Here is a 15,747-nt window from a genome sequence, read left to right as displayed (position 1 = left end):
TCGGCACGGGGCTGGGGTGGCTTGACCGGGCCGGGATGCGAACAGGCCGGGGGTGCGGACGCCCCCGGCCGGAGTGTTCCGGGCGGGGGCGTCTGCGGTCCTCGGTCAGCGGTCGTCGGAGACCGTGGTCTTCTGCACCTGGAGCAGGAACTCGGCGTTGGACTTGGTCTCCTTCATCTTCTCGATGAGGAGTTCCAGTGCCTGCTGTGTGTCCAGCGCGTGCAGGACGCGGCGCAGCTGCCAGACGACGCGCAGCTCCTCCGGAGCCATGAGGATCTCCTCCTTGCGGGTGCTGGACGCGTCCACGTCCACCGCCGGGAAGATCCGCTTGTCGGCCAGGCTCCGGTTGAGCTTCAGCTCCATGTTGCCGGTGCCCTTGAACTCCTCGAAGATGACCTCGTCCATCCGGGACCCGGTCTCCACCAGGGCGGTCGCGAGAATGGTCAGCGAGCCGCCGTTCTCGATGTTGCGCGCGGCGCCGAAGAACCGCTTGGGCGGGTACAGGGCCGTCGAGTCGACACCACCGGACAGGATGCGCCCGGACGCCGGGGCCGCCAGGTTGTAGGCGCGGCCCAGTCGGGTGATCGAGTCGAGCAGCACGACGACGTCGTGGCCCAGCTCGACGAGCCGCTTGGCGCGCTCGATCGCCAGCTCCGCGACCGTGGTGTGGTCCTCGGCGGGACGGTCGAAGGTCGAGTGGATGACCTCGCCCTTCACCGTCCGCTGCATGTCGGTGACCTCTTCCGGACGCTCGTCCACGAGGACGACCATCAGGTGGCACTCCGGGTTGTTCTTGGTGATCGCGTTGGCGATCGCCTGGAGCACCATCGTCTTGCCGGCCTTGGGCGGCGACACGATCAGGCCGCGCTGGCCCTTGCCGATCGGCGATACGAGATCGATGATCCGGGTCGTCAGGATGCCCGGGTCGGTCTCCAGCCGCAGCCGCTCCTGCGGGTACAGCGGGGTCAGCTTGCTGAAGTCGACGCGGCCCTTGGCCTGGTCGGGCTCCATCCCGTTGACGGTGTCGAGGCGCACCAGCGCGTTGAACTTCTCGCGCCGCTCGCCCTCGCGTGCCTGCCGCACCGCACCGGTGATGACGTCGCCCTTGCGCAGCCCGTTCTTGCGGACCTGCGCCAGCGACACGTACACGTCGTTCGGGCCCGGCAGGTAGCCGGTCGTGCGGACGAACGCGTAGTTGTCGAGGATGTCGAGGATGCCCGCGACCGGGATCAGGACATCGTCCTCGGTGATCACCGGCTCCTCGTAGCGCTCGCGGCCGCGGCCGCGGTTGCGCTCGCGGAACCGGCGCCCGCGCCGGCCCCGGCCGCCGCCGTCGTCATCGTCGTGCTGACCGCCCTGGCCGCCCTGGCCGCCACCCTGGCTCTGGCCGCGCTGGCGGCCACCGCCGCCGCCCTGGTCGTTCCGGTCGCCGCGGTCGCCGCGGTCCCGGTCGCCGCGCTCCCGGCCACCGCGCTGCCGCTGGCGTCCGCCGCCCTCGCGCCCCTCACGGCCGTCGCGGCCGCCGTCACGGTTCTCCCGCCCGTCCCGGCCGCCGTCGCGTCCGCCCTGGGACTCGCCGTCCTCGGCGTTCTGCTCGCGGCCCTGGTCACGGTCGCGGCCCTGCCGCTCGCCGCGCTCGCCGCGTCCCTCGGAGCCCCCGCGATCCTGCCTGTCGCTCCGCTGCCGGCCGCCCTGGCGCTCGGCCCGGTCCTGCTTCTCGGGCTTGTCGGCCGGCTTCTCGGCGGCCTTGTCGGTCTGTGCGTCTGTCTGTGCGTCCACTTGTGCGTCCGTCTGTGCGTCCGCCGGCTTGCCCTCCGGGGCCCGCACCTCTGCCTGCTTGCCGGCCGACGCCTGCTCGTCGGCCGGGGACTGCGCGTCGGCCCGCTTGCCGGCGGGCGCCTGCTCGCCCTCGCCGACCGTCACCTGGTCGTCGGACACCTCGTGCTTGGCCGCGGCGGTCCGGTTACGACGGGGACGCTCGGCCTTCACCGAGGCAGCGGCTCCCTGCTCGCCCCCCGCCGAGCCCTGCTCCTGACCGCCCTGCTTCTCCTGGATGGCGGCGATGAGCTGGCTCTTGCGCATCCCGGTCACACCGGTGATGCCGAGGCTGGACGCGAGCGCCTTGAGCTCGGGCAGCACCATGGCCGACAGGCCGGTGCCCGACCGGCGGCGCCGGGGGGTGGCGGACTCCGCGCCGGCCGTTGCGGCATCGGCGGGTCCCGTGCTTGATGCGTCCGTAAGGAGTTCGCTGGATTCGCTCACTAAGGGTCCTTCCCAGGGAGCGGGCGTTGGCCGGTTTCCGGCCAGTCGACCCGGTGGTGCGGCCCGGCGGGGGCGCCGGAACGGGCTCCGCTGATCACGGTGGGGCCGGGATCTGCGTGTTCTGGGCGCAGCCAGATGATGGACGGGACGGTTCGCTCGTGCGTGTTCCCGGTACCGCCACGTCCGAAGTTTCGCTGGAATGCCGGACAACGGATTGTCACGGTGTCGGGAAGCCTAGTACGCGGGACCGACACGGCCGGAGGGCCGAACAGGTGACGCGCGGCTGACGAGCACGCTGCCCCGAACGGGGCATCTGGTGCGGCATTCAGCCTAACATCACCAGGCCGCACTGCTATTCCCCAGAGGTCGATGTCTTCGCATTTTACCTAGCGGGATCATGCCGGGACCTGCACGGGCGGGATGCGCAACGGCCCCCGCCCCCGGCGCCGCCATCAGGACCGGGACCCCGATCATCCGGTCAGGACGCGTGCGCCGCGGGTCGCGACGTCCAATGGGTGCTTGAGCCACCCATTACCCACTCCGGGAGCCATCGAATCAACTTGTGATGCGCTTGTGAAGGCCAGGACAGTAGGACCTGCCCCGGAAATCACCGCCGGCACGCCCGCCGCGCGCAGGCGCCTGACCAGTTCGGCGGACTCCGGCATCGCGGGAGCGCGGTAGTCCTGGTGCAGCCGGTCCTCCGTCGCGTCCAGCAGGACGCCCGCGTCCAGCCCGCCGGTGAGCGCCGCGACGAGCAGCGCCGCGCGTCCGGCGTTGGCGGCGGCGTCGCCGTGCGGGACGGTCCCGGGCAGCAGCCCCCGCGCCCGCTCGGTCGCCAGCCGCTGCTCGGGAACGAACGCCATGACCTGCGTGACCTGCGATTCCAGGCGCACGAGCCGCGGGCCGGCCGGCGTCGTCCAGGCGACGGTCAGGCCGCCGGCGAGGCACGGCGCGACATTGTCGGGATGCCCCTCGGCCTCGGTGGCGAGACGCAGCGCCGCGCCGTCGTCGAGCAGTTTCCCGGCGGGGTGCAGCGCGCGGGCGGCGACGATCCCGGCGACGATCGCGGCGGACGACGATCCGAGACCCCGGCTGTGCGGGATCCGGTTGCGGCAGCGCAGCCGCAGCCCCGGCGGCCGTCCGGGACCGGATCCGGCCAGCCCGTCCAGCACGTCGAAGGCGCGGTGCAGCATCCTGACGATCAGGTGCCGTTCGCCCCGGTCGGCGACCTCGGCGCCTTCGCCGTCCACCTCGATGGACAGCCCGCCGCCGGTCACCTCCACCTCGACGTCGTCGTGCAGGCCCAGCGCGAGACCGAGCGAGTCGAAACCGGGGCCCAGGTTGGCGCTGGTCGCCGGCGCCCGCACCAGCACCGGCCCTTCCGTCCAGCCCACCTCAGGTGAGACCGAGCTCGGACGCGGCGGAATGCGCGTCGACCTTGATGACGGTCGGCGCGGGCGCGCCGGAGATCGCCCAGTCGGGGTCCTTGAGGCCGTTGCCCGTCACCGTGCAGACGACCCGGGAACCGGGCTCGACGCCACCCTGCTCACTCGCCTGCAGAAGGCCCGCGACGCTGGCCGCGGAAGCGGGCTCAACGAAAACCCCCTCTTCCCTGGCGAGAAGCCTGTAGGCGGCCAGAATCTGCCTGTCGGTCACCGACGCGATGGCGCCGCCGGACTCGTCCCGCGCGGCGATGGCGAGGTCCCAGGACGCGGGGTTGCCGATCCTGATCGCGGTGGCGATGGTCTGTGGCTTCAGGACGGGCTCGCCCTTCACGAACGGCGCGGCGCCGCTCGCCTGGAAACCGAGCATGCGCGGCGTCCTGGACGCCTCCTTGTCACCGGCGTACTCCTTGTACCCCATCCAGTACGCGGAGATGTTGCCGGCGTTCCCGACGGGCAGGCAGTGCACGTCGGGGGCGTCGCCGAGCGCGTCGACGACCTCGAACGCCGCCGTCTTCTGCCCCAGCAGCCGGTACTTGTTGACCGAGTTGACGAGCGCGACCGGATAGTCGACCGACAGTTTCCGCGCCAGTTCGAGACAGTCGTCGAAGTTGCCGTCCACCTGCAGCAGCCGCGCCCCGTGCACCAGCGCCTGGGCCAGCTTCCCCATCGCGATCTTGCCGTTGGGGACGAGGACCGCGCAGGTCATCCCGGCGCGCACCGCGTAGGCGGCGGCGGACGCCGACGTGTTGCCGGTCGACGCGCAGATCACCGCCTTGGCGCCGTCCTCGGCGGCCTTGCTGATCGCCAGCGTCATGCCGCGGTCCTTGAACGACCCGGTCGGGTTGGCGCCCTCCACCTTGAGGAACACCTCGCAGCCGGTCATCTGGGACAGGCGGCCGGCGGGCACCAGCGGGGTACCGCCCTCCAGCAGCGTGACGACCGGCGTCGCGTCCGACACCGGAAGCCGGTCGCGGTATTCCTCGATGAGGCCACGCCACGCGCGGGCGTTCGGGTTCAAGTCGATCTCCTCGGATGACCTGCGATGTTGACCGGATTCTACCGGTCGCCGCTAGGCCCTTCTCATCCCCGGGAGGGTCTTCGGGTCCCGACCCGGGAAACACACCGGATGAAGGCTCAATCCTCGCCCTCGACGCGCATGACGCTCGCCACCTCTCGGACGATTTCGAGTTCGCGAAGCCCCTCCACCGTCGCCGACAGCGCCGCGTCCGGTGCCCTGTGCGTCACGACGACGAGCTGCGCCTCCTCGCCCAGCCCGACCTGCCGGACGGCCTGGATCGACACACCGTGCCTGGCGAACTCCTCGGCGACCGTGGCCAGAACACCGGCCTCGTCCGTCACGTCCACCTGTATGTAGTAGCGCGTGACCGTCTCGCCCATCGGCAGCACGGGAAGCTTGGCGTACGTCACTTCGACCGGTCCGGGCGTGCCGCCGGCGACGTTCCGCGCCACCGCGACCAGGTCACCCAGAATCGCCGACGCCGTCGGCGCGCCACCGGCACCCGCGCCATAGAACATCAGCGAACCGGCCGACTCCGCCTCCACGAACACCGCGTTGTACGCCTCGCGGACACTCGCCAGCGGATGCGACCGCGGAATCATCGCCGGGTACACGCGAACCGACACGCCACGGCCGTTCCGGCCGTCCTCCGAAGGAACGCGCTCGCAGATGGCGAGAAGCTTGACGACGCAGTCCATTCCCTGGGCGCCCGCCACATCCGCGGCACTCACCTCAGTGATGCCCTCACGGTGGACGTCCGCGGCCGTCACCGGAGTGTGGAAAGCGAGCTGCGCCAGAATCGCCGCCTTGGCCGCGGCGTCGAAGCCCTCCACATCGGCCGTCGGGTCGGCCTCCGCGTAGCCCAGCGCCTGCGCCTCTTCCAGCGCCTCGTTGAACCCCGCGCCATGCGTGTCCATCTGGTCGAGGACATAGTTCGTGGTGCCGTTCACGATGCCGAGCACCCGATGCACATGGTCACCGACCAGAGACTCCCGCAATGGCCGGAGCAGCGGGATCGCCCCCGCCACGGACGCCTCGTAGTACAGGTCGGCACCGTACTCCCTCGCCGCCGCGAACAGCGTCGCCCCGTCCTCCGCCAGCAGCGCCTTGTTCGCCGTGATGACCGACTTGCCGGCCTTCATCGCCTCCAGCATCAGCGTCCTGGCCGGCTCGATACCGCCGATCACCTCGATGACGATGTCGACGTCGTCCCTCGTCACCAGGCCCTGCGCGTCCGTCGTCAGCAGTTCCCGGCCGACGCCCTCACGCACCCGGTCGGGCCGCCGCACCGCGATCCCCGCGAGCTCCAGCGGCGCCCCGACACGCGCGGCCAGATCGTCCGCCTGCTCGTTCAGCAGCCGGACGACCTCCGTGCCGACCACGCCGCATCCGAGCAGCGCCACGCGCAGTGCGGGTTTCACGCTTCGACCTCCGCATCGAGCCGCAGCAGGTCCTCCGCGCTCTCCCGGCGGACGATCACGCGTGACCTGCCGTCCCGCACCGCCACCACGGCCGGCTTGGGGACGAAGTTGTAGTTACTGGCCATCGATCGACAGTACGCACCGGTCGCCGCGACCGCCACCAGGTCCCCCGCCGCAAGATCTTCGGGGAACCACAGGTCACGCACCACAATGTCGCCGCTTTCGCAGTGCTTGCCGACAAGCCTACTGAGCATGGGCGGTGACTCGGACGACCTGCTGGCCAGCACCCCGGTGTACTCGGCGCCGTACAGGGCCGTGCGCAGGTTGTCGCTCATGCCCCCGTCCACCGAGACGTACGTGCGCAGGCCCTCGACGTCCTTCACCGTCCCGACCTCGTACAGCGTGACGCCCCCGGGACCCACGATCGCCCGCCCCGGCTCCACCGTCAGCCGCGGCATCGTCAGCTCGTACGCCCGGCACTCGCGCGCCACGATGTCCCGCAACGCGTCCGCGATCGACTTCGGGTCATGGGGCTCCTCCCCCGGCACGTACGCGATCCCGTAACCACCACCCAGATCCAGCTCCGGAAGCTCGATGCCGTGCTCGTCCCGGATGGCCACCAGCAGCCCGGCCAGCCGGTGCGCGGCCACCTCGAACGCGTCCACCTCGAAGATCTGCGACCCGATATGGCTGTGCAGCCCCACCAGCTCAAGCTGCTTCAGCTCCAGAACCCGCCGCACGGCCTCAAGAGCGGCCCCGGAATTCCTGGAAAACCCGAACTTCTGGTCGTCATGGGCCGTCGCGATGAACTCATGAGTGTGCGCCTCAACACCCGTGGTGACGCGCACCATCACCTTGGCCCGGACACCCTTCTCCTGGGCGATGTACCCCACCCGTGCGATCTCCTCGAACGAATCGAGCACGATCCGTCCGACCCCGACCTCAACGGCCTTCTCAATCTCCCAGGACGCCTTGTTGCTCCCGTGCAGCGTGATGCGCTCCGTAGGGAAGCCCGCCGCCAACGCAATGGCGAGCTCGCCCCCACTGCACACATCAAGCCCGAGCCCCTCCTCGTTCAGCCACCGGGCCAAGGCCGTACAGAGAAACGCCTTGCCGGCATAGTGCACGTCCCCGTCATGGAACGCCGCCGCATAAGCCCTGGCCCGGCTCCGGACGTCCTCCTCGTCATAGACGTACAAAGGCGTCCCGTACTCCCGCGCCAGATCCCGGACGTCGACACCACCGACGGTGAGCACCCCACCGTCCCGCTTCGCGTTCCGCGGCCAGACCGTGGGCTCCAGCGCATTCAGATCTTCCGCCGGCCCCACCGGATGGTCCTCCGGCAGAACATCGGCGTGCAGGGGCCCAGCTGGATGTACTCGACTCATATCCGCTCTCTAGGGGTCTCACCAATAACGTTCAGCCCGTTGCCGAGGACGACCTTCACGGCCTCCGCCAAGCCCACCCGACCGGCATGCACCGCCCCAGGCTCCTCATCACCCTTGGGCACGGCAGGACACCGCTCATGGACGTCGTGGTACGCCCCGGCCACTCTCTCCAAACACAACATCAGCGGCCTGGCATCCCGTTCCCGCTCCGCCTGGGCGGCGCGCCCCGGCACGTCCCCCAACGCCCCCACCAGCTCAAGCTCCTCAGACGCCAAATCCGGAGAACCCCCTGGCCGGATCCCAAGCTCAGAAGCCCAACGCCCAACCCAGCAAGCCCTCGCATAGGCATAGCGCACCGAAAACCCAGGATTCTCAAACGTCCTAGGCCACTCGCTCCATCCACCCATCGGCACCCGCACACTCCGGAACCCGACAACCGCATCCACCACGTCCGCCACCGGAACAACGACCCGCACGAACCCGCGACCGGTGACGACACCCCCGACACGACGCGCGATGACCCCCGGATCAACCCCAAGCCTCAGCGCCACAGGACTCTCATAAACCCCGGCACCCCGACTGAAAACAACCACACCATCAGGCACGGAAACGGCAAGCTCACCCTCCGCCACGGCATCCCGCACCGCGCGCACAAGGGCACCGCTCACATCGCCTGGAGTCACCCTGGTGAGACTATCCGACCACTATCTGGACACCGTGGCGAGCTTCCGCACCGTCTGGATCAGCTGATTCGGATCGAACGGCTTGGTCACATAAGCGTCCACGCCGATCTCATGCCCCCGCCGCACATCATGCTCCTGCGCCCTGGCAGTGATCATCACGACCCGGATGTGCGCCGTCCCGGGATCCTCCCGCAGCCTGATCGCGGTCACCCACCCGTCCAGCCGCGGCATCATCACATCAAGCGTGATCACGTCCGGCCTGGCGTCCGCCACCTTCTCCAGGCAGTCCTGACCGTCCACCGCGGTCGCCACCTCGAACCCCTCCAGTTGCAGGTTCACGGCGATGAGCTGGCGGATCACCTCGTCGTCATCGACGACCAGAACGCGTCCCAGTGGCTCGGTCACGGCCTCGAAGTTAGCCCACTCCAACCCCACACGCACGGCGAACGCCCACGTGCGCGTCACCCCGCCAACCCTGGTAACCTTCTACCGCGCCGCCCGAGGGCGCAGGGCCCCCTTAGCTCAGGGGATAGAGCAACGGCCTCCGGAGCCGTGTGCGCAGGTTCGAATCCTGCAGGGGGCACCTTCCACGGACCAGCGAGATCAACCCGCTGACCAGCACAGACACCACGAACCGGGCGGGACCACAGTCCAACTGAGTCCCACCCGATCCCACTGTCTAGCACCACTCACGAGGGACCCTCTCGTCGGCGCTCACTCGTCCTCTAGCGTCATCTCGATACGTCGGTTGTTGGCGTCCTCCTGACCGTCCAGGCATCCCGCATAGCGCTTGAGCAGGACCTCTACCGAGTTGCCCGCACGCTTGGCCACGTCCGCCGGCGAGACTCCCGCGTTGAGCCACGTGCTCAAGGCCGCGTGTCGCAGGTCGTACGGGCGGCCGGCGAGCAGCTATGCGACCTGAGCGGGCGTGAACGCGAGCTGGCGGGCTTCCTCCCACGCTCGCGAGTAGGTAGAGGCACCCAGAATGCCGCCCCGCTCGTTGCGGAACAGGCGCCCGTCCTCAGCCGTGCCGAACTCCTTGATGTGCGCCTGGAGGATGGCCACGAGAGACGGCGGTATCGGCACGATGCGGGCCGCTTTGGCGGAACGCTGCTTGAGCCCTCTCCGCTCGTGGCGCTCCCCGTGGTCTGTCCACCTTTTCGAGGTGACGGGAAGCGTCTGAACGAGCGTCAGACGGCCCCAACCGTCGTCCGGTAGGAAACAGTCGCTTGCCCTCAGCGCGATGCACTCGGTCGGTCGTAGGCCGGCATAGTAGAGCGTCGCGAAGAAGGCGACCAATCGGCGTCCTCTCCCCCGTCCCCATGAACCGACGTAGGAAAGCGCGGTGAGAAGGTCTCGGGCTTGGGCGTGCGTGATGACGACACGAGGGTCTACCTCGCCCTGGCGAGCCTCATGCGTCCGTCCCACGGCCTTGAGCGGGTTGTCCGAGAGTTCCCCCAACCCCATGGCGTAGACCACGGCGGTGTTGAGGCTGTAGGTGTCCGTCGCCACGCGCTTGCCCGTGAGCCGCTTCTCTGCTCGCCGGATCACCTGAGGCTCTGCGAGTGCTCTGAGGAGTAGCGAGCGCTCTCGCAGCCACCGCAAACCCGCGGCGAACGGGCGTCGCTTGGCCTCACGGGTCCAGCGGGGGGTTGGGGCGGTCGAGCTGGGGACTGGTGTTTGGACACAGATGATCTCCGTAGTGGTCCGAGACCCAGGTGTCAACAATGATCGTCAGTTTGGATTGACAGTCATCGTCGTTCTCCTCGACGGGGCATCCACAGCTTTCTGGCTACCTTGGAGGTGGCGGGCTCGGGTGCACGCTCCAGTTGCTCATCGCGTCGATGCTGGTTGACGTCATCGCCCACTGCTCTTCCGTGGACCGGTCCCGCCGGAGCGGGACCGGCGGCGTTCGGGCTCGGCTGTCCAGGGCAGGGATGTCCAGTTGGCAGCGTCGTACACGTCGGTGCCCGGCGGGACAATCTCATCAATCCGGTCCAGCGCAGCCTCGTCGATCGTCAGATCGGCACAATCAAGGGATGCCGTGAGCTGTTCCGCGGTGCGTGGCCCGAGCAGCACCGATGTCACGGCGCGATGGTGCAGCGGGAACACGGTGGCCAGTGCGGGCAGCGAGCACCCGAGTTCATCGGCGACCGTGACGAGTTCTTCGACGATGTCGAGTTTGCGGGCGGTCACCGGGTCGGCGGGGTCGAACCACTCGGGGCGGATCGCGGCCCGCCCCTGTGTTCGGACGGGCCCGTTCTTGCGGTGGCGGCCGGTGAGGAATCCGAACGCGAGCGGACTCCAGGTCAGCACCCCCATACTCTCCCGCTCCGCAACCGGCAGGACGTCGCGTTCGACGCCGCGGGCGAGCAGGTTGTAGGGCGGCTGTTCGGTGCGGAACCGCATCAGCCCTCGCTGCTCGGCCACCCGGTGGGACTCGAGGATCTCGAAGGCCGGGTACGTCGAGCATCCGAAGGTACGGATCTTGCCCGCACGGACAAGGTCGGTGAGCACGCCGAGGGTCTCTTCGAGGTCGGTGGACCAGTCCGGGCGGTGCACCTGGTAGAGGTCGATGTAGTCGGTGCCCAGCCGGTTGAGGCTCGCGTCGACTGCGCGGATGAGGTGGCGACGGGAGTTGCCGCCCGTGTTCAGTCCCTCGGTCAGCGGGAAATGTCCCTTGGTGGCAAGGATGACCTCATCACGGCGCCCGGCCAGAGCGTTGCCGACGATCTCCTCCGATTCGCCGCCGGAGTACATGTCGGCGGTGTCGATCAGGTTGATCCCGGCGTCCAGGGCGGTGTGGATGATCCGCACGCAGTCGTCGTGGTCGGGATTGCCCGACCGGCCGAACATCATGGTGCCCAGCGCGAACCGGGACACGGTCAGCCCGGTCCGGCCCAGTGCCGCGTACGTCATCGTCATGAAACACCACGCTAGATACACAAGCTGATTTGCGCAAATCTGCTTGCATAGCTCTAAGATGGTGGCATGCAAGACGGCGAAACCGACGATGTCAGGACCATCGACGACATCCAGGCCCTGACGGCATTGGCGAACCCCGACCGAGCTCAGATCATGGATGTTCTCGCGGCGAACGGACCACAGACCACGACCGATCTCGCGCAGGCTTCCGGGCTCGCGACCGGAAGTGTCTCCCACCACGTCAAAGTGCTCGTCGCTGCGGGACTGGTGGAACGGGGGCCTGTATCGGCGGCGGATCGCAGGCAACGTCGGTGGCAGCTGGTGACCCGCGGGGCGAGATGGAGCCCCGGCGCATTTCGCGGCAGGCCCGCAGCCGAAGCCGCCGCGACCGCGGCGGACGGTGCCCTGTTGCAGAGGGAGTATGACCGCGCACGCGAGTTCCTCGACACAGCGGACGCGCCGTGGGATGAGAGTGCGTTCGGTGTGCACACGTGGATGCGGCTCACGCCAGCGGAGCTCGTCGAGCTCGGACAGGAAGTCGAGGCGGTGCTCCTGAGGTGGCGGCGCCGGGAGACCCCCGACGACGGTGCCGAACGCCGCACCGTCCTCGCGTTCGCACGCGCTTTTCCGACCGAACCCTGAGCCGAAACCCGGCATGTGAACAGGGCGTTCCGGGTCTTCTGACTCGGCGAGGGACGGCGCTCGAGGTTCTCGATGCCCCAGTGGCGCCGTAGGTGCGCGGAGATCTCGGCGGCCGACAGGCAGGCACGGCTGGTGGCGACCAGGACGATCTCCTTGCTGAGCGGCTGTCCGGCCAGGTCGGCCACGTCCCGGCGGATGACCGCGAGCCGGGCCGCACCCGGCAGGCCCGACAGGCTAAGGCTCTGGCCGGTGCCGGTGGTCCAGGTGGTCCAGCTGCCGATCCGTCCATGGCCGCGTTCGGCGTCCAGGTGAGCGGGGTCGGCGTCGATCAGCTCGCGGCCGGCGGCGATGGCAGCGGCGTGCAGCGAGGGCCGGTTTCCTTGATGCCTACCGCCCGCTGCCAGCCACCAAAGCGAGGTCAACCGCAAATGCCCGCCAACGCGGACCGGGCGAGCGGGCCAACGCCGAAATCAAGAGCTGGAAGGTCCTCGCAAGATTCGCGCCGGCCCCAGCCGCGCGACCACACTCGTCAAGGCCATCCAGACACTGATCAACGCCGGCTGACACCAGGTTGGAACGGCTCAGTTACCCGGACCGGACTCACACCGACAAGCGACGGCGAGCTGGGCGGCAACAGATCAACCACCTACACGACGACCTGCGGGCCGGTCGCCTCGCCGGCCAGGTAGATGGTGCGCCGGGTCCCCTCGGGGGCGGCCTCCAGCCAGAAGCCTAGCTGCTCTAGGTAGAAGCGCCAGCCCCGCCGCGACGCCGTCGTAGAGCTCTTCCCACTTCGCGTCGGCGACCTCCGGCACGACCAGCCGGACGATCGTGCGCGTCCCGTCGGCGGTCACGGTGAGCGCGGTGTCGTCGTCGAACGCGATGCGCTCGGGCGGGGACAGCTGTGCGTCGTCGACGAACGCGCGCACCTCGGCAGCAGGGCGCTCCGGGCAGTTGCCGTGCCGCTCGTCGTAGTTGTAGCCGAACCACTCGCGGACGCCGTCGGTGGTGCTCACCGCACGCCAGACCTCCTCCCGCGGTGCCTCCTGAGCGGGTGCCCCGCATCCGTGAGGTGCATGGCTGCAACGCCAGCAGGTCGAGCCCGGTATCGCAAAGGCATCGAACCCGACCATTCCCTCGGCCGCTGCCATCGGTGGGTGATCTGCCACCACCTGGACAGGCGAGTGAATCCTAACCTCGACCTATCACGTGCCCGGTTGGGTCGTGTAGAAGGCTGACCCGCTTGTGCTTTGTGGTGGTCAGGCCAGTGGCCGAGGGTGGTATCGAGTGGGCTGCCGATGGTCGCGGTGGTGAAGGTGAGGGTCCAGTCTTGGCGGTGACTCCGGCCTACGTCGCCGTCTGCGGATGATCCGGGTGCCGCGAGGACGCGGGCCGCCCGTTCGGCAATGGCCGGCAACCTGATCGAGATGCCGGACCCCGGCAGTTCGGGAACGGCGTACGTCCGCTCAACTCCACCTCGCCGCAAAGCCGGCTGAGGGGGGCGCGTTTTCGGGATGCCGGGCTGCATAATCCATACCGGCGGCATTCCAGTATTGGGATGCACAGCCTCGTCACGTCGAAGGGTTTGACCTGTCCTCAGACACCGCTGAGGGACCTCACCGCGGGTGTCCGTGCTGCGGGCGGGGGCTCATGACGCGGTTCGGTCTGCAGCACGCCGCTGACCAGCCCAAATGGCAGGCTGTAAGGGAATCGTGTAGGTTGCAGAGTCGGCGGTTTCGAACGGTTGTGTTGGGCTTCGGGGAAAGGTAGACGCCTTCAGATTCGATGGGGTTCTGGGTGGCGAGGACAACCCGCTTTGAGGAGCTACAGTGTTAAGATGGCGCCTTATCGGACCTGTCATTTTCTTCGTGCTGGCCGGGGTTTCCCTAACGTTCTTTTTCCTCGCACGCGTATACAATTTTCGCTTGAACGGGCCGATAGGCCTCGTTTTGCTCTGCATGGCCCTGGCATGTACCGGCGTCGCTGTTTGGATGGCGATGCCGGGGCGGCGGCTGGGGATGATCGTCGGTATCATCAGCTGCAGCTTCGCCCTGATCATTGGTGCGATGGGATACTTGGCCTGGCTGGTGTTCGGCTACCACGGAGAAGGTGCGTCCCTGGCCTTCTCGCCGGATGAGCGCTATGAGCTTTTCCAGGGTGGGGGCGGCGGCCCTGGTGACATCGACTATCTGGGTGATGTGCGGATCCGCACCGGAAAGGGGCTGTTCGCCCAGGAGTCAGTAGTTTGGACGGGAGAAGAGGACGGGCCGGCACCCAAAACCGTGCGATTCACAGGTTCCCGCCAGATCGAGGTGGTCACCGACAGTGGATGCACCTACCGCTCGACGTTCGACGGCGACACATTGAAGGTGGTTCCGGTCCACCATGTTCCCAGAGGTGCCGACTGCTGACGAGACTCCGTTTGTCGAGCCATATCCCTTTGCGACGGCAGGTCGCGATAATCCGGCATAGCGTACCGTATCTATGTGCTTACCACGACCGCCGTAGATGCGGCGCGGGTGGCGAAGCTGGCTTCGGGCCACTACACGAGCTCGATCTTGATGGTGGACCAAAGGTTCTCCGCGAGCGCGTTGTCGAAGCCGTCCCCGACGCTGCCTGTGGAGGGCAGGACACCGGCGTCGGCGAGCCGCCGGGTGAAGCGGATCGCCGTATATTGCTTGGGTTCAAGGAGTCGTTGCAACACTTCCTGTCGGTGAGCATAGATGCTTGCTGAAGGCTTCAGCGGGAGTCTTCCATCCCAGAGTTTTTCGGGGGCGGCTGTTGAATGTGGCAGCGACGGCGTCGAGGTCGTCTTGGCTGTGCTTACTCAGGTCGGTTCCCTTGGGGAAGTACTGGCGCAGCAGTCCGTCGGTGTTCTCGTTCGTGCCGCGCTGCCAGGGGCTGTGCGGGATCAGTTGGTGTCTCTGGGGAGACGGGCATCAGCAGGGGTTTGGTGTGGCGGCTTCGGGCGGTGTGGCCGGGGTGTCGTGTGCGTCGGTCAGGGCGGTCAGGAAGCGCGCGACTAGCGGGGCAGTGTCGTCGGCGCGCCAGACGAGGTGCAGCGTGGTGGCGGTGCCCGCGAGTCGCCGGGGCACCACGCCCTCTCGATGCAGCACCTGGTAGGAGTCGGCCATCACGGCCGCACCGAATCCGGCGGCGACCAGGGCGAGGATGGTTTGCGCGCTCCGTCCCCGGGCCCCGATCCGTGGTACGACCCCGGCCCGGTGGCACAGCGCGATGACCTCGTCGTGGGAGTGGGGCGCCGAGTCTCGCGGCCATAGCACCAGGGGGATGTCACCGAGGATCGACGCCGGCGCCGGCTCGCGGGTCCTGGCGAGCGGGTTGGCGGCCGGTAGGAAGAGGGTGAGCGGTTCACGCGTCCAGATCCGGGTGGCGAGGCGGGGGGCGCGTATCGGCAGCCGTTGCACGGCCACGTCGAGTCGGCCGTCCAGGACACCGGCCGACATCTCGGCGTCGTCGAACAGTTCTAGGAGCCGCAGGTCGACGGTGGGCAGCTGGCGGCGGATGCGGCCGAGGACCTGCCCGAGAGCTCCGTTGATGCCCGACCCGGCGAACCCGATCGTGAGCCGTCCGGTCATTCCCCGCGCGGCCAGGCGTATATCGTCGAGCGCCGCCTCGGCCTCGTCCAGCACGGTCACGGCGCGCTTCAACAACGCCGAACCGGCCGCGGTGGGAACCAGTCCGCGGCCCGTACGGGTGAACAGCTCGACACCCAGCCGCCGTTCCAGGTCACGAAGCTGCCGGCTCAGGGTCGGCTGGGTCAGACGGAGCCGGCGGGCTGCGGCACTGATCGAGCCTTCCTCGGCGATCGCGACCATGTAGCCGAGCAGACGCAGATCCACTCATACCTCCAAGGCATGGGCCATATACCGATCCATGCCTCAGAGTATGCCTGTGGGGTTCCACTGTGCAGGATGAAGCCATGCTCAGCACCGAAGCCGC

The 15,747-nt window shown here is 68.5% G+C and carries 14 protein-coding genes, 1 tRNA gene and 1 pseudogene; 3 read left to right on the top strand and 13 right to left on the bottom strand.

The annotated features are described in order from the left end of the window. Positions 1-105 precede the first annotated feature (105 nt). The 7 genes from rho to ACTWPP_RS02110 form a co-directional block, all read right to left on the bottom strand. Positions 106-2,262, bottom strand: a complete 2,157-nt coding sequence (gene rho / locus ACTWPP_RS02140; protein ID WP_443102315.1) for a transcription termination factor Rho — start codon at positions 2,260-2,262, stop codon at positions 106-108. Between the two features lie 470 nt (positions 2,263-2,732). Beyond that, positions 2,733-3,635: a homoserine kinase gene (thrB, locus tag ACTWPP_RS02135; RefSeq protein ID WP_443102314.1), complete on the bottom strand. Its 903-nt coding sequence runs from the start codon at positions 3,633-3,635 to the stop codon at positions 2,733-2,735. A 22-nt stretch (positions 3,636-3,657) separates the two neighbouring features. Continuing rightward, the gene (gene thrC, locus ACTWPP_RS02130) at positions 3,658-4,725 is read right to left on the bottom strand and encodes a threonine synthase (RefSeq protein WP_443102313.1); all 1,068 of its coding nucleotides are present in this window, start codon (positions 4,723-4,725) and stop codon (positions 3,658-3,660) included. A gap of 116 nt (positions 4,726-4,841) precedes the next feature. After that, positions 4,842-6,146 carry a homoserine dehydrogenase gene (locus ACTWPP_RS02125; RefSeq protein WP_443102312.1) on the bottom strand — a complete coding sequence of 435 codons (1,305 nt, stop codon included), beginning with the start codon at positions 6,144-6,146 and terminating at the stop codon, positions 4,842-4,844. Beyond that, complete coding sequence (gene lysA / locus ACTWPP_RS02120) at positions 6,143-7,534, bottom strand: diaminopimelate decarboxylase (protein WP_443102311.1); 1,392 nt, start codon at positions 7,532-7,534, stop codon at positions 6,143-6,145. Before lysA ends, ACTWPP_RS02125 begins: the two co-directional genes overlap by 4 nt. Next, complete coding sequence (locus ACTWPP_RS02115) at positions 7,531-8,217, bottom strand: DALR anticodon-binding domain-containing protein (RefSeq protein WP_443102310.1); 687 nt, start codon at positions 8,215-8,217, stop codon at positions 7,531-7,533. The genes lysA and ACTWPP_RS02115 overlap by 4 nt, the downstream gene beginning before the upstream one ends. Before the next feature lie 21 nt (positions 8,218-8,238). Continuing rightward, positions 8,239-8,622, bottom strand: coding sequence for a response regulator transcription factor (locus tag ACTWPP_RS02110; protein ID WP_443102309.1), 384 nt, complete (start codon positions 8,620-8,622; stop codon positions 8,239-8,241). Positions 8,623-8,728: 106 nt separating this feature from the next. Here ACTWPP_RS02110 and ACTWPP_RS02105 point away from each other — a divergent pair. Continuing rightward, positions 8,729-8,800, top strand: a tRNA-Arg gene (locus ACTWPP_RS02105). Between the two features lie 326 nt (positions 8,801-9,126). Here the strand turns inward: ACTWPP_RS02105 and ACTWPP_RS02100 are convergent. Together ACTWPP_RS02100 and ACTWPP_RS02095 are read right to left on the bottom strand one after the other, a co-directional pair. Beyond that, positions 9,127-9,729 carry a hypothetical protein gene (locus ACTWPP_RS02100; RefSeq protein ID WP_443102308.1) on the bottom strand — a complete coding sequence of 201 codons (603 nt, stop codon included), beginning with the start codon at positions 9,727-9,729 and terminating at the stop codon, positions 9,127-9,129. 345 nt (positions 9,730-10,074) lie between these two features. After that, entirely contained in the window at positions 10,075-11,142 is a 1,068-nt protein-coding gene (locus ACTWPP_RS02095; RefSeq protein WP_443102307.1) for an aldo/keto reductase, read from the bottom strand. 66 nt (positions 11,143-11,208) lie between these two features. Here ACTWPP_RS02095 and ACTWPP_RS02090 point away from each other — a divergent pair, with 66 nt between their 5' ends. After that, positions 11,209-11,784 carry an ArsR/SmtB family transcription factor gene (locus tag ACTWPP_RS02090; RefSeq protein ID WP_443102306.1) on the top strand — a complete coding sequence of 192 codons (576 nt, stop codon included), beginning with the start codon at positions 11,209-11,211 and terminating at the stop codon, positions 11,782-11,784. A 638-nt stretch (positions 11,785-12,422) separates the two neighbouring features. On the opposite strand, the gene ACTWPP_RS02085 is transcribed toward ACTWPP_RS02090, so the two are convergent. Then, positions 12,423-12,800 (bottom strand): hypothetical protein, encoded by a 378-nt coding sequence (locus ACTWPP_RS02085; protein WP_443102305.1) that lies wholly within the window; start codon positions 12,798-12,800, stop codon positions 12,423-12,425. An 852-nt stretch (positions 12,801-13,652) separates the two neighbouring features. Here ACTWPP_RS02085 and ACTWPP_RS02080 point away from each other — a divergent pair. Next, positions 13,653-14,195, top strand: a complete 543-nt coding sequence (locus ACTWPP_RS02080) for a hypothetical protein (protein WP_443102304.1) — start codon at positions 13,653-13,655, stop codon at positions 14,193-14,195. A 131-nt stretch (positions 14,196-14,326) separates the two neighbouring features. On the opposite strand, the gene ACTWPP_RS02075 is transcribed toward ACTWPP_RS02080, so the two are convergent. The 3 genes and pseudogenes from ACTWPP_RS02075 to ACTWPP_RS02065 all read right to left on the bottom strand — a co-directional run bounded on the left by ACTWPP_RS02075 (position 14,327) and on the right by ACTWPP_RS02065 (position 15,647). Next, entirely contained in the window at positions 14,327-14,488 is a 162-nt protein-coding gene (locus tag ACTWPP_RS02075) for a hypothetical protein (protein WP_443102303.1), read from the bottom strand. Then, positions 14,469-14,693 (bottom strand): annotated as a pseudogene (locus ACTWPP_RS02070) (transposase); the annotation flags it as partial. The gene ACTWPP_RS02075 and the pseudogene ACTWPP_RS02070, both read right to left, overlap by 20 nt. Positions 14,694-14,723: 30 nt before the next feature. Next, the gene (locus ACTWPP_RS02065; RefSeq protein WP_443102302.1) at positions 14,724-15,647 is read right to left on the bottom strand and encodes a LysR family transcriptional regulator; all 924 of its coding nucleotides are present in this window, start codon (positions 15,645-15,647) and stop codon (positions 14,724-14,726) included. Positions 15,648-15,747: the final 100 nt, after the last annotated feature.

The sequence above is a fragment of the Actinomadura sp. 3N407 genome (genome assembly GCF_052245875.1).
Lineage (GTDB): Bacteria > Actinomycetota > Actinomycetes > Streptosporangiales > Streptosporangiaceae > Spirillospora.
The sequence above is the reverse complement of the archived record's forward strand: the minus strand, read 5'-3'. Positions and strand labels throughout refer to the sequence as shown.

Coding starts and splice junctions, on each gene's coding strand:
- ACTWPP_RS02095 (WP_443102307.1), bottom strand. CDS start 11,142: ATGACGATGACGTACGCGGCACTGGGCCGGACCGGGCTGACCGTGTCC.
- ACTWPP_RS02090 (WP_443102306.1), top strand. CDS start 11,209: ATGCAAGACGGCGAAACCGACGATGTCAGGACCATCGACGACATCCAG.
- lysA (WP_443102311.1), bottom strand. CDS start 7,534: ATGAGTCGAGTACATCCAGCTGGGCCCCTGCACGCCGATGTTCTGCCG.